Source organism: Paenarthrobacter sp. YIM B13468 (genome assembly GCF_042788025.1).
Taxonomy (GTDB): Bacteria; Actinomycetota; Actinomycetes; order Actinomycetales; family Micrococcaceae; genus Arthrobacter; species Arthrobacter aromaticivorans.
The window spans coordinates 1-13,923 of sequence record NZ_JBHZPI010000007.1; the positions used below are offsets into that span (position 1 = coordinate 1).

The following is a 13,923-nucleotide window of genomic DNA, read 5'->3' on the forward strand; positions in this document are numbered from 1 at the left end:
AAACCTACGTAGGAATCAACCTCCCCGAACCAAACAAACAACCAACCCACTGACTCCACACAGCTTGACAGCCTGCGAGCCGTTGGGATGTGAGAGAGGAACGCCTGGAAGCGGTTGGGATGTGAGAGAGGAACGCCCGAAAGTGGCTGGGAAGTGCGAGAGGATCAGCCGTCGGAGCGGAGCTCGGGTTCCTTCTGCAACCCGGTCAGTCCGTTCCAAGCCAGGTTCACCAGGTGAGCGGCGACCGCCCGTTTGTCCGGTTCGCGACTGTCCAGCCACCATTGGCCTGTCATCGCCACCATTCCGACGAGCATCTGCGCGTACATGGCGCCGTCGGCAGCGCTGAATCCACGGCGGGCGAATTCGTCGGAGAGCAGGTGTTCCACACGCGCGGTGACGTGGGAGAGCAGCGTGGAGAAGGCGCCCTCGGGCTGGGAGGGAGGTGCGTCGCGCATGAGGATCCGGAAGCCGTCGGTGCGTTCTTCGATATAGCCAAGGAGTGCCAGTGCAGCGCGCTCCACTAGGACGCGGGGTTTGGCCTCAGTGCTCAGTGCCTCGGTGATGGAGTCCAGGAGTATCCGGAATTCGGTTTCGACAACTTGCCGGTAAAGACCTTCCTTGGACCCAAAATGCTCGTAGATCACCGGTTTGGACACGCCGGCGCTGGCGGCAATCTCTTCAATGGTTGTGCCGTCCAGGCCCTTGGCTGCGAAGTGCGCCCGGCCAATGCCGATGAGCTGGGAGCGGCGCTGTTGTCCCGTCATCCTCAACCGTATAGGGCGGTCTCCCAGAGCCTCGAGGGTGGCTGCGGGCCGGGGAAGTTCAGTGCGCTTGCTCACGTGTCCATCATGCCCTAACCCGCCGCGCCGCTGATCGGGGCGGGCCGTAAAAGGGCATCTGGAGAGCCGTCAGAGTGGGTCAAGTCGCGAACCATGCAAAGGTCATGGCAAACTAGGTTCTTGTGTGTGCATCCCGGTGACCCGGGAGACCGTCAGGCCCTGCCGCCTGGGGGTGCGAGCATGCACGGTCCGCTCTGGTGTAATGGCAGCACCCCGGCCTTTGGAGCCGTGGAGTATAGGTTCGAATCCTATGGGCGGAACGGTCGGAAAATGCGCTCCACTCTGTACCTGGAACAGCTCGAACGGTGCCTGGGTCCATAGTTGGAATGGCAGCATTCCGAAGCCGGGTTACCCGGGATAAAACCGAGCAAGGAGAGCCAGTACGTGAGCCCCGAAACCACCGGTCCCGCAGCAGTCATCGTCTTGGCTGCAGGTGCCGGGACGCGAATGAAATCGCGGACTCCCAAGATTCTCCACGAAATCGGCGGCCTCTCCATGGTGGGCCACGCCCTCCTCGCCGCCCGTTCCATCAACCCCCTCAAACTTGCCCTTGTTGTCCGGCACGAGCGCGATCGCGTGGCAGAACACGTCTCCGCGCTGGATCCGGAAGCCGTGATCGTTGACCAGGACGAGATCCCCGGCACGGGACGCGCTGTGGAGGTTGCCCTCAAGGCCCTCGACGCCGACGCCGAGCTCACCGGCACCGTGGTTGTCACCTACGGAGATGTGCCCTTGCTGACCGGCGAATTGCTCAGTGAACTCGTGGCAACGCATGAAGCCCAGGCCAACGCCGTAACGGTGCTCACTGCGGTATTGGACGACGCCTCGGGCTACGGCCGCATCCTGCGTGCCGAAGACGGCACGGTAACCGGCATCCGCGAGCACAAGGACGCAAGCGAAGCCGAGCACACCATCCTTGAGGTCAACTCCGGCATTTACGCCTTCGACGCCGCTGTCCTCCGCAACGCACTGACGCAGGTCACCACTGACAACGCGCAGGGCGAGATGTACCTCACGGATGTCCTCGGGCTGGCGCGCGACGCCGGTGGCCGGGTTGCCGCCGTCGTCACCCAGGACCGCTGGCAGGTTGAGGGCGCCAACGACCGCATCCAGCTTTCCGCCCTCGGAGCCGAGCTCAACCGCCGCATCGTCGAGTCCTGGATGCGGGCGGGCGTGACCGTCGTGGATCCGTCCACCACCTGGATCGACTCCACGGTGAGGCTCGATGAAGACGTCCGCTTGCTGCCCAATACGCAACTGCACGGTTCCACCACCGTGGCGAGGGACGCCGTCGTGGGTCCCGATACCACGCTGACCGATGTCAATGTGGGCGAAGGTGCCAAGGTGACCCGCACGCATGGCTCGGGTTCCACGATCGGTGCCGGCGCAAGTGTTGGACCGTTCACGTACCTTCGCCCCGGCACAGTGCTGGGGGAGACGGGCAAGATCGGCGCCTTCTACGAAACCAAGAACGTGACCATCGGCCGTGGTTCCAAACTGTCGCACCTCGGTTATGCAGGTGACGCTGAAATTGGCGAGGACACCAACATCGGCTGCGGCAACATCACGGCCAATTACGACGGCGAGAAGAAGCACCGCACGGTGATCGGCTCGGGCGTGCGGACTGGTTCAAACACTGTCTTCGTAGCTCCCGTGACCGTGGGTGACGGCGCTTACAGCGGTGCCGGTGCAGTCATCCGCAAGGACGTCCCCGCGGGAGCCCTCGCAGTTAGCCTTGCCGCACAGCGAAACGCCGAAGGCTGGGTGCAGGCCAACCGCCCTGGCACCGTCTCAGCGAAACTGGCCCAGGCCGCGCAGGATTCCCTGCTGACCCCCGCCTCCAATTCCTCACAATCCCCAGCAACCACAGAAGAGGGCAAACAGGCATGAGCGAAATTACCGCACACGGCGAGAAGAAATTGATTCTCGCCGCCGGAAGGGCACATCCGGAGCTGGCGCAGGAAATCGCGAAGGAGCTGGAGACAGAGCTCCTGCCCATCGACGCCTATGACTTCGCCAACGGGGAAATCTACGTCCGTTCCGCTGAGAGTGTCCGCGGCACGGATGCGTTCGTCATCCAGGCGCACCCGGCCCCGCTGAACAACTGGCTTATGGAGCAGTTGATCATGATCGATTCCCTCAAACGCGCCTCTGCCAAGAGGATCACGGTTGTTTCACCGTTCTACCCGTACTCCCGCCAGGACAAGAAGGGCCGCGGCCGCGAGCCCATTTCCGCCCGCCTGGTAGCGGACCTGTACAAGACCGCCGGCGCGGACCGCATCATGTCCGTGGACCTGCACACCTCCCAGATCCAGGGCTTCTTCGATGGCCCCGTTGACCACCTGATGGCGATCCCGCTGCTGGCCGACTACATCCGCACCAAGGTGGAGGCGGACAACATCACCGTTGTTTCGCCGGACACCGGCCGCGTCCGTGTCGCCGAGCAGTGGGCGGAACGCCTGGGCGGTGCCCCGCTGGCGTTCGTTCACAAGAGCCGCGACCTCACCGTGCCCAACCAGGCCGTCTCCAAGACCGTTGTTGGCCAGGTTGAAGGCCGCACCTGCGTGCTCATTGACGACATGATCGACACCGGTGGAACCATCTCCGGCGCCGTCCAGGTCCTGAAGAACGCTGGCGCCAAGGATGTCATCATCGCTTGCACGCACGCCGTTTTCTCGGACCCGGCAGCGCAGCGCCTCGCTGATTCGGGCGCGCGCGAAGTGGTTGTCACCAACACCCTGCCCATCCCGGCAGAGAAGCGTTTCCCGCAGCTCACGGTGCTGTCCATCGCACCGTTGATCGCGCGTGCCATTCGTGAAGTGTTCGACGACGGTTCGGTCACCAGCCTGTTCGACGGCAAAGCCTGACGCCGGACTACTGACATGACGGGTCATCCGCCGCCTCCGGGCGTGTGGATGGCCCGTTTTCAGTAATGCAGGTATCCGCTGGTAAACTCTTGGGGATACCTTGGCGAGGGAGAGCACATCCGGTGCGAGTTTTGAACCGGAATTGCGGGTCTCCGTTATCGACTGGGTCTGCATCTCCTTCGACACAGGCGGGCTTGCTGCTGGACAGCAACGGTCGCCGGGCGTAGAAGGTCCACAGACCTCCGCCCTTGCTGATCGACTTGTCCGGAGTTTCCCGGACGCCACAGTAATCAAGGAGTACACATGTCTGAGCAGAAGCTCACCGCAGAACTGCGCACCGAATTCGGCAAGGGTTTTGCCCGCCGCGCACGCATGGCCGGCCAGATCCCGGCTGTCATCTACGGCCACGGCGCAGAGCCGATCCACATCAACCTGCCCGGCCGCGCCACCACCCTGGCCGTCCGCGTTTCCAACGCCCTGCTGGCAATCGACGTCGACGGCGAGCAGCACCTGACGCTCGTCAAGGACATCCAGCGCGACCCGGTTAAGCAGATCATCGAGCACGTTGACCTCCAGACCGTCCAGGCCGGCGAGAAGGTTACCGTCGACATCGCCATCCACGTTTCCGGTGAAGTTGCTCCGGGTGCTGTTGCCAGCCTCGAAGCCACCACGGTTTCCCTTGAGGCCGAGGCAACCCACGTGCCCACCGCCGTCGAGGTTGACATCGAAGGCCGCAAGGCTGGCGAGAACATCCACGCATCGGACCTCGTCCTGCCCAAGGGTTCCACCCTGCTCACTGAAGGCGACACCCTGGTGGTCCGTATCGCCGAGACCGCTTCTGAAGCTGAAGAAGAAACCACCGCAGAAGCGGCTGAGTAGTCTTTGCCTGCATAAGGCAAACGCTTTTTGAGTGGCCGGGTCCCCTTGGGTCCCGGCCACTTTCTTCTTCCCCTCCCGCGTAATCCCGCGCGCCTTCGCGATCCCGATACCCGGCCGGAAAAATTCGCCCAGCGGATTGGCTGACCGGATTTCCTGACCAGATTCCCTAGGATGAGACCATGACTGACACCTGGCTGATAGTTGGCCTTGGCAACCCCGGCAGTGAGTACAGCGACAACCGGCACAACGTGGGCCAGATGGTGCTTGACGAGCTGGCGTCGCGGATGGGCGGCAAGTTCAAGACCCACAAGGCCAGGGCGCAGGTAGTGGAGGGTCGGTTGGGGATTGGCGGGCCCCGCGTTGTGCTGGCCAAGCCGATGACTTACATGAACGTTTCCGGTGGTCCTGTGGCGGGCTTGAGCAAATTCTTCGACATCGTGCCGGACCGCGTGATTGCTGTCCACGATGAGATCGACATCCCCTTCAACACGGTCAAGCTCAAGATAGGTGGCGGCGAGGGTGGTCATAACGGCCTCCGCGATATCTCCAAGGCGCTGGCAACAAAGGACTATTTACGCGTGCGGGTAGGGGTGGGCCGGCCTCCCGGACGTATGGATACCGCGGACTTTGTGCTGCGGGATTTTGCAACGGCCGAGAAGAAGCAATTGCCATTTCTGCTGGATGAGGCGGCCGACGCCGTGGAACTGCTGGTCAATGAGGGGCTGTTGGCGGCGCAGCAGAAGCATCATGCCGCAAGATCTTGAGCAAATCTTGAGGAAAGCCTGAGGAAAGCCTGATGATACGAGGCGCCCTTAGCCCTACAAACTGTCGGCGCCCGGAGGTAGTGTGCATGGTACGCAGGTAAGCGGTGGGGGACCGTCGCGGATGTTGTAGCGAAGGATGCGAATGTCGGCGGAGTTGCTAAGCAGAGGCGGTGGAGGCGCAGCGAGGGCTGCGGCCCCGGACCTTGTTGGCGGTCCATCCGATCGGCAAACATGGTCATTGTTGGCCAGGAGCCAGGATCTGTCCCGGGCCACCAAGCACCTTGAGTCCCCGGAATCGTACGGTGTGGTGCTCACGGGCGAACGGGGAATCGGCAAGTCGGGCTTGGCCCGGGCAGTGATTTCCTCGCTGGGCCCCAAAATCCATAGCCTGCAATTGCGCAACACAGTCGCCAATGGCCAGACTCCCTACGGGTGCCTCGGATTCCTCCTGGCGAGACTGCCGTCCGAGGCCGTCAGTTCGCCCACGGGCATTCTCCACGCGATTACCACCCTGATCCGTACAGAAGCCGCGGGCCGCCAGACTGTTTTCATCGTGGACAATGCCGGCGGTATGGATCCCATGAGCACGGGCGTGCTGCTGAATCTGATGGCCACTGGAACGGCAAAGGTGATCGCCACCGTTCAACGCTCCAGCGATCTCCCCGCTGATTTTCATCGGCTGGTACTTGAGGAGCAACTGGGCGAAGTCCATCTGAACACGCTCAGCGAAGAACAGACGAAGCAGGTTCTCGGTTCGGTGCTGGGCCACTACGTTTCCTCGACCCTGGTTGGCTCACTCCACTCCGCCGTCGGTGGGAATCCGATGCTCCTGCACGCGCTGCTGGACCAGCAGCGCCATTCCGGCAACCTGGTCCTCAACGATTCCGTGTGGACGCTCAGGGACCGGATCAAGCTTGAGGGCGCCACTGTTGTGGAGGACTTTGTCCGTTCCAGGCTGGCGCGCGAACCGCAGGCCAACCGGACCGTCGTCGAGGTCCTCGCTTGCGCGCAGCGCGCGACTCTGGTGGATCTGGCTGCGATCTTTGGCACGGAAGTGCTGGTGGAGATGGAGGAATCCGGGCTGCTCAACGTTGACCGGAACGGCGAGCACTGGGTTTCCCTTCGCGATGCCTACGTGGGCGAGGTTGTTCGGGGCTGGCTGAGTACCCGGCGCCGTCGCGAGCTGAGGCTGATGCTTCTTGGACCCAAGGAGCCGGAGTTGGGTGGGTTGGCTCCGCAGGATTTGCTGAGCTACGCCGCGTGGATGCATGCCTGTGAGGACGAACCGTCGCCGTCGCCCGCGCACGCGCTGGCAGCAGGATGGGCGGCCCTGGATGATTACGACCCCAACTTTGCCATCCAATGCACACTCTCCCTTGATCCGAAAGATCCTGAATGGGTGCCGGGGCAGCGCCTACGGTCAGCTGCCTACCTCATGCTGGATCTGCCCCTGCACGCGGCCCAGGCTTTGGATGAGGTGTCAGAGGCACACATAACAGCTTTGGACCCAATGGAGTTTGCAGAAGTAACGGCTGCCAAATGCCAGGCCATGACATGGATTGACGGCCGCTCGGCAATGGTGCCCGGGGTGATCGCGGCAGCGGGTGAAACCTTGGAAGCCATGGTTTCGAATCCGGAGAAATACACCCCGGAGATGATCATGAGGGCCCGGAACCGGCTCCTGCTTTGCAACTACGAATACCAGACGTATATGGGCGAGTACGCAACTGTGGCCCAGGACCTGGAAGAGGAACTGGCCAAGGACCCGGCCATGGACCGGGAACACTGGCTGAAGTCCGCCTTTTGCCTCATTGAAGCCCGCTGCGTGATGGGCCGGGAACTGGAAGCGCAGCAATTGGCACGTACTGTGTCCCGGCAGCTGGGGAACAATGACAGGCCGGCGCAGTTGGAGGAGTCTTTCGCCCGGCAAGCTTTCGGAGTGCTGCTGCTGTCCGGACAATGGCGGAAATGCATCGAGCTCATGCGGCGGACGCCCTCCACACCTTCGCGCCTGCAGTACCGGGGTGCAATCACCGAACTGGGCGTGGGCCTTGCGTACGCTTACGCCGGGAAGCCTTCTTGCGCGATCGAGCCCCTGCGTTCCGCCGCCGCCCAGCTTGAGCTCCGGCCGGCCATGAACATGGTCAAGGTTGCTTACGCAGCTACCGCCTTTGCCTATGCCCAGCTGGGGAATTCACTCGAAGCCGGACGGTACCTTGACCTGTACCGCACCTGCCGTGGTGTTGGAACATATTTCTCCGAGTCCGTTGCCGAGTTCTGCGCTGAAATGGCAGGGCGATGGATGGGGGATCCGGACGTCAAACAGCGGCTGCTGGCCAGGGTCCATCAGGACGTTGCCAAGCAGCGCTTCACAACTGCCGGGATCTGCCTTTTCGGGGCAACCGTGGAGGGCACGGACGCCGAGTACAGATTGCTGCAAGAGATTGCCGAAAACCGCCAGGGCCCGTTGGCAGAGATCTCCCGTGATCTTGCGCGGGGATCCCTGAATAGGAGTTCCCGTACTCTTCTGGCCGCCGCCGATGCCGCAGCGGCCTTGGATTTGTTGGTTGTCGAAGCCAGATGCGTGGCTATCGCCCTTGATTTTGCCCGTGATGCCGGCGAAACCACTGCTGCCAGGACCGCGCAGCTTAGGCTTGAGCGACTGGAGCAATCGGTTTCGGCGTTGCCGATCCAACCACGCAGTGACGCGCCGGTGTTGACCGAGCGCGAACGGCAAATTGCCAAACTGGCCGGAAAGGGTGTCAGCAATCGTGAAATCGCTATGGATATTGGGGTGTCTGTGCGGACCGTCGAAGGGCACCTGTACCAAGTGTTTACCAAGCTCGGCGTCTCATCGCGAGGCGAGCTCAATGGTCTCCTGTGAGTCGAGGAGTGTAGTTTCCGTCAACCGGGTGCGTGCCCATGCAGGCTGAGCACCTTGTTGGCAGGGACGCGGAGTTGGATCTCGCAACTGAAATATTGAGGCAGGAGGGGGCGGGCGCCGTCCTGCTCCTTGCCGATCCCGGCATCGGCAAAACGGCCATGGCCGCAGAGATCGCCGCGCGCTTGGCCGGCGAAATGGTAGTGATGCGGATCCACGGAAGTCCCGCGCTGTCCGCTGTTCCTTTCGGTGTCTTGGCGCCCTATCTCCTGGACCTGCCTGTGGAACAAGCCACCTCGCCGGTGGCAATCCTGCGCGAGTTTTGGTCCCAGTTCGAGAAAAGGCGGGGAAGCGAAGGTGCAAGGCTCCTTCTGGTTGTAGACGACGCCCATGATCTCGATGAGGCCAGCACACAGATTCTGGCCGAATTGGTGACGGCCGGCTGGGCGAGGCTCGTGGCGACCAGCAGGCCTCGGCCAGGACTTCCTCCTGCCCTGCTCCAGCTCTGGTACGACGGCCTGGCGGAGCGATTCGAACTCCATCCGCTGGAAAAGGAAGAAGTGGCCGAGCTCGCCGGGAAAACATTAGGGGGCTCGGTCATGGCAAGCACCACAGATGTTCTACATGCTGTCTCGGAGGGCAACCCCCTGTTGCTCCGTTGCCTTTTGGAAGATTCAAGAACTGACGGAAACCTGGTGCGTCGAAATGGCGTCTGGTTCCTCACGAGGGCCCTCTCCGGCACCGGTGAGGGCCTCTCTGAAGTGGTTCGGAACAGAGTCCTGCGAACCAGCGAGGCTGAACGGGAGGCGATGTACATTATCGCCTTGTCCGAACCGGTCCCCGCGGCCGTACTCGACGCGCTTGTGGGCAGGGATACGCTGCGCTCGCTGATGGACAACAGGCTCGTGATTTCCAGTAATGGCGCCGGGAGTCCGCTGAAAATGTGGCACCCGATGTATGGTGAGGCGCTTCGCCACATCGTTTCGCCCGCCCGTAGCCTCCAGATCCGCCAGCGCATGGTCCAGCACCTGCCCGCCGAGCCATCCACGGCGGAGGGACTGCTCCGAATGGTGAGTTGGGCGCTGGACTGTGGTGCCGACGTCGACGACGAACAGCTGCTGCGGGCAGCGTTCCTTGCCGCGAAACTGCTGCAGAATCCACTCGCGCTGGAGGCCGCTGCCAAGGTTCGCTCCGAAGCGCTGCGCCCCCGTGCCCGTGCCGTGATGGCAATGGTCAAATACAACGACGGCGACTACCGCAGTGCCGTGAAACTGCTCGGAGAAGATGCCGGGTTCCTGGACGCCGATCCGTCCGGGCCCTTGGGCGCCGGATTGCTGTGGGGAGCTGCAAGGTCCGCAATGGGGGACAGCTCGGGCGACATCCTGGCTGACGCCCACTCTGCCGCTGACGCACTGGTGGCGGGCCTCAGCGCGCAGGACCCTGTGGTCCAGCAGATCCGACGCCATGCGGCAGCTTTGGAATTGGCGGCGCTGGCCCATGACGGCCGCTATGGGGAGCTTCGTGAGGGACTTGCCACGTTCCAGGCAGGTCTGGCCGTGGACGAACCGGATTTCGTCATGAACCAGCTTTTCCTGCTGGCCATGCAGTGCGAGCTCCTGATGGTGGAAGGCCAGGCCGTGCAGGCATTGGAGATGGGCCGGGAAGCGCTGGTGTTGCTGGATGAACACCATGACGACCTCCTGTACTTCACCGACTTCATCCTGGTCCGCTATGCCTTGGCCGCACTGGAGTCCGGGGACTGGGCGGCAGCCGAGACTGCCCTGAACCGCTACGCAGCCAGCTCCGCCATGGGGCTCATAACGTTCGGTGGTGATATCCAGGCGATCAAAGGATTGTCCTTGCTCCGGCAGGGACGTTTGGAACAAGCAAGCGCTGCGCTGACTCCCGCGGTGGAGGCCCTCCGTGTGAAGGACCCGCAGAGGCTGCGCCGCCTAGGCAACGCGCTGGCGTTCTATGCTGCAGCCCGGTCAGGAAACAATGAACTGGCCCAACGCCTGTCCGTGGATACAGCGGTGATCCCGGCTGCAGGCGGCGCCTATGTTGAAGCCCTGGCTGAGATCTTCACCCTGGCCGCCAAGGAGTATGTGAACAAAGGATCAGGGCTGGAGAGACTGCGGAGCCTCCCTGATTCCACGCACCTGCATCAGCTTCCGGGTGTCCTGCTCCAGAACCTGGTCCTCAGGGCAGAGCTGGGGGACATGCAGGTCATGGAAGCCATCCAGGAAACTGCCTCCTCAATGGCTGGGGCGTGGGCAGGCGGCTGGCACACGTTGGCGACCGCCCAAGTGAACGGCGCCGGCGAAGCATTCGTCAACGCTGGCAACCTGCTGGCCGCCGGAGGCATGCCAGGGCCGGCGGCGACAGCTTTCGATAGGGCTGCCATTGCCTTTGACGCAGAGGGCAAACGGCCCGAGGCGCGGCAGGCGGCCGTGTTGCGCGACGTCAGCGAGGCCAGCCTGGGCGACGCACAGCTCCACGACCCCCACACCGACGTAGACCGTTCCGTGCCACTGACCCGGCGGGAACAGGATATTGTGGCGCTGGCCGTTTCCGGACTCACTGACCGGCAGATCGCAGAGAAACTCATGGTCTCCGTCCGCACAGTGGAGGGTCACTTGTACCGCAGCTATGCCAAGCTGGGCATCCGCCGGCGCGAGGACCTTGGGGCCGCTGTCCGCAATTGACGCGCGGCCATTTCAGTAGCCCCGGACGCCCGCAACCACCACGTGGTTGCGGTATTTTACCAATTATCACCAATCAATGGAGTAACCCGCGCCCTACCCCTGCCCGGACCAAGTAGTGCCCGTTCAAAGGACTGAGTACAACAGAGTATCGGGGCCCGAAAACCGCCGTACTAATCGAGTACCGATTACTGGTGTTCTGATTTCCGGCACACGGTTAACTGATCTTGGAAGGAAGGAAAGCCCCAAGCATCCCCCGAATTCCAAATCGAAATACCGCATCGGTGGTCTCTTTGAGCCGATGCTCCGGCCGCCGAGAGGCGGTCCGGCCCTGGACGAAGCCGGCGGCGACAGAGTCTTCTGAGACCGAGACTCTCCCCCCAGCCGTCGCCGGCTTCTAGGCCAGGGATCCCGCAAAATCGCGGAAAGCCTAAATTCTCCCGGACCAAGGGACTGCTGCTATTGGAGTGCGCATGTTGCCGGACCCCTGGCTGGACGAAGACACTGTCACAGTCGGGCTGAGGCCGCCAACATTCCCGGACCGGAAACAGATCCTTGATCTGATCCTCGCAGCAGTACCCTCTCCTTCCACCAACGGCATAGTTGTGATCGGCGACAGCGGATCTGGAAAGAGCCATTTGTTGCTCTCCATCAAAGCAGGACTACAAGACTCCATGGACGTCCGCACCTTCGCCGGCAAAGCGGAACTCCAGACAACCGTCTACGGTGCGTTGAGCGCCGCAGTACAGCCCTCAGGCGAACAAACGGACCTCCCGGGACTTCATGTCCTGCGGGCGCTCACCCAAAGCCTCGGTCCAGCAGGATACCTGTACACACCACCGGTTGCACGGCGTCGAAGCAAGCGTCACCCAGAGCCTAAACGGCCTCCACTGGTCCTCCTCGTGGACGACATCCACTTCGTCGATCCTGCGTCCCTGGCGGTTTTGCTGCAGCTGATGCCGGGATTCGGCGCCACCTTGGTAGCTACGGCCGACAGTCGCCGCCCGCTTCCGCCGGATCTGTACCAGTTGTGGGAAGACGGCTTCCTGGAGCAGTACATCCTGGCTCCCTTCACGTTCAGTGAGGCACAGGCGCTGTGCGAGGACGTACTGGGCGGTAAGGTTCAACGGCGCGCCAGCAGTCTTCTGGCGGCGATGTGCGGGTTCAACGTGGGACTCCTTTGCCTCGCGATCCAGGATGCACGCAACGCCCACCTCCTGGTGCAGCGCGACGGCTACTGGACCATCGACGTACGGGCACATTGCCAATGGCCCGGGGTGGTTGAGCACGTCCGGGCCGATATCTCCCACCATGCTGCGGAAGAATTGAAGGCGTTGGAGGTTATTGCGCTCGCCGAGCCGCTGGCCTTGGATGTTGTTGAGCACAGCTTCGGCCAGAAAGCTGTGGAACACCTTCTTGACGCACGCCACATCCGGGTGCTGCCCGGAAGGCCGCCGCTTGTCCGTACGAGTTCATGGCTTAGGGGCGAGGGCATCCGGCTGTCGGTTCCCCGCTCCCGCAGCACGGCGCTCCGGCTTGGCATCGAGGAGCCCGGACTGACGGCGGATTCCGCGCCCGCCATGCTGCGGTGGATGACGTGGACCCTCGATTCCGGGCTGAGCCTCTCCGACGAACTCATCCTGGCCGCAGCCCCCGCCGCTGACAAACCGTCCACCGCTGAGCTGGCCATCAGGGCTTCGGTGGGTGTCAACGGTCCAGGCCACCGGGATGAAGCCAGGATGCTCCGCGCCAGGGCACTAATTGCTGAGGGCCAACTCAAGGAAGCAGCACCGGAGTTGCGCGAGTTGGAGGGTGAAGGATCGCAGCCGGAGGTGCAGGCCGACGCTGCACGTCGGTTGATGGCATTGAGCCTTCTGGGGGCGGCCTCACCCATGCCGCTGAAGCCCGACGGCGGGGCGCATGGGCCGGCGGCACCCTCGGATCCAGCCGCCCGGGTCATGTGGAATGTCCACCAGGCCGAGCAACTCCTGCTTTCCGGGGACGCTCCCCAAGCGCTGGAAAAGTCTTCCGTAGCCATCACCGCCATCGGCGCCGACCCCGTGCTGGAGATGTTCCGGCCAGGCGTCCTGCTCCGCCACGTGGTCTGCCTGCGGCATAACCTGTCATGGAGCCAGTTGGATGCCCTCCTGGATTGCCCCTGGGCCTACGCGGTGCCAGCGCAGGTGGCATGGTGCCTGGACGTAGCGCGGGGATATGCCCAGCTCAGCCAAGGCCTTCCCCGTGCCGCGTTGCGAACCCTTGAACCCGTTGTGGCTGAACTGCACGACTCCGGCCTGCCGCCGGTTCTGCAGCTGGCATCGGCGATGCTGGCGTACTCCGCGGCGCTGTGCGGTGATTCGGAGCAGGCCACGGCAAGGGTGCAGCAGAGCTTGGTGGCGGCAAAGGACGCAGTCGACCCAACTGGCAAGGGCCTGTTGCCGCAGCTCAGCGCCCTGTTCGTGGCGGCAGCCCAGGACAAGGTTTCGCGCAAGCCCGGCCATTTGTTTGCGGTAGCCGAGGCATTCCATGACCGGCAAAGTCCTTTGATGGAAGCCGAGGCGTTGACCCTCATGATGCTCAACGCAAGCAGGTCCGCCGTCGAGGACCTTGTAGTGCAGCGCCGCCTTAGTGAGCTTGCCGCCTCGTTGCAGGGCGCTGGCGCGGCGGCGACGGGAACCTTCGCATCGGCTTTGCTGGGTAATGACCCCAGGTTGCTTGAATCTGCTGGCAGGAGCCTTTCCGGGGACCGGCAATTCGCACAGGCGGCCCTCTGTTACGCCCGGGCGGCCAGTGGCTACGAAGCCAGGACCCGCGGCGCGGCAAGCCGCCGCGCCTGGACGCTGATGGAGCGGCTGCACGGGGCTTTCGACAATGATGTTGCTCCGCCGCTGGGATGGCTGCCCGGTACTGCAGGACATTGACGTGCTGAACGGCACATCTCCGGGGAGGTCGCGCCGTGGGATAATTGAGTGTCCCTGAAGGATTTCCAAG

The 13,923-nt window shown here is 63.0% G+C and carries 8 protein-coding genes and 1 tRNA gene; 8 read left to right on the forward strand and 1 reads right to left on the reverse strand.

Translation table 11 applies throughout. From position 1 onward, the window contains the following. Nucleotides 1–164: 164 nt before the first annotated feature. A complete protein-coding gene (locus tag ACFX4T_RS08490; RefSeq protein ID WP_216926931.1) occupies nucleotides 165–764 on the reverse strand; it encodes a TetR/AcrR family transcriptional regulator in 600 nt (199 codons plus the stop codon). Nucleotides 765–1,027: 263 nt separating this feature from the next. Here ACFX4T_RS08490 and ACFX4T_RS08495 point away from each other — a divergent pair. From ACFX4T_RS08495 to ACFX4T_RS08530, 8 genes are all read left to right on the forward strand, one after another. Beyond that, a tRNA-Gln gene (locus tag ACFX4T_RS08495) sits at nucleotides 1,028–1,099 on the forward strand. Nucleotides 1,100–1,223: 124 nt separating this feature from the next. After that, complete coding sequence (gene glmU, locus ACFX4T_RS08500) at nucleotides 1,224–2,729, forward strand: bifunctional UDP-N-acetylglucosamine diphosphorylase/glucosamine-1-phosphate N-acetyltransferase GlmU (protein ID WP_377651453.1); 1,506 nt, start codon at nucleotides 1,224–1,226, stop codon at nucleotides 2,727–2,729. Beyond that, nucleotides 2,726–3,706 (forward strand): ribose-phosphate diphosphokinase, encoded by a 981-nt coding sequence (locus ACFX4T_RS08505; protein WP_159697849.1) that lies wholly within the window; start codon nucleotides 2,726–2,728, stop codon nucleotides 3,704–3,706. The genes glmU and ACFX4T_RS08505 overlap by 4 nt, the downstream gene beginning before the upstream one ends. A 303-nt stretch (nucleotides 3,707–4,009) precedes the next feature. Then, on the forward strand, nucleotides 4,010–4,585 hold the full coding sequence (locus ACFX4T_RS08510; RefSeq protein WP_377651454.1) for a 50S ribosomal protein L25/general stress protein Ctc: 576 nt from the start codon (nucleotides 4,010–4,012) through the stop codon (nucleotides 4,583–4,585). 179 nt (nucleotides 4,586–4,764) lie between these two features. Further along, a complete protein-coding gene (gene pth / locus ACFX4T_RS08515; protein ID WP_377651455.1) occupies nucleotides 4,765–5,349 on the forward strand; it encodes an aminoacyl-tRNA hydrolase in 585 nt (194 codons plus the stop codon). 142 nt (nucleotides 5,350–5,491) lie between these two features. Next, on the forward strand, nucleotides 5,492–8,233 hold the full coding sequence (locus ACFX4T_RS08520) for a LuxR C-terminal-related transcriptional regulator (RefSeq protein ID WP_377651456.1): 2,742 nt from the start codon (nucleotides 5,492–5,494) through the stop codon (nucleotides 8,231–8,233). Between the two features lie 38 nt (nucleotides 8,234–8,271). Further along, the gene (locus ACFX4T_RS08525) at nucleotides 8,272–10,935 is read left to right on the forward strand and encodes an AAA family ATPase (protein WP_223948415.1); all 2,664 of its coding nucleotides are present in this window, start codon (nucleotides 8,272–8,274) and stop codon (nucleotides 10,933–10,935) included. Between the two features lie 470 nt (nucleotides 10,936–11,405). Further along, nucleotides 11,406–13,853, forward strand: coding sequence for an AAA family ATPase (locus tag ACFX4T_RS08530; RefSeq protein WP_377651457.1), 2,448 nt, complete (start codon nucleotides 11,406–11,408; stop codon nucleotides 13,851–13,853). Nucleotides 13,854–13,923 lie beyond the last annotated feature (70 nt).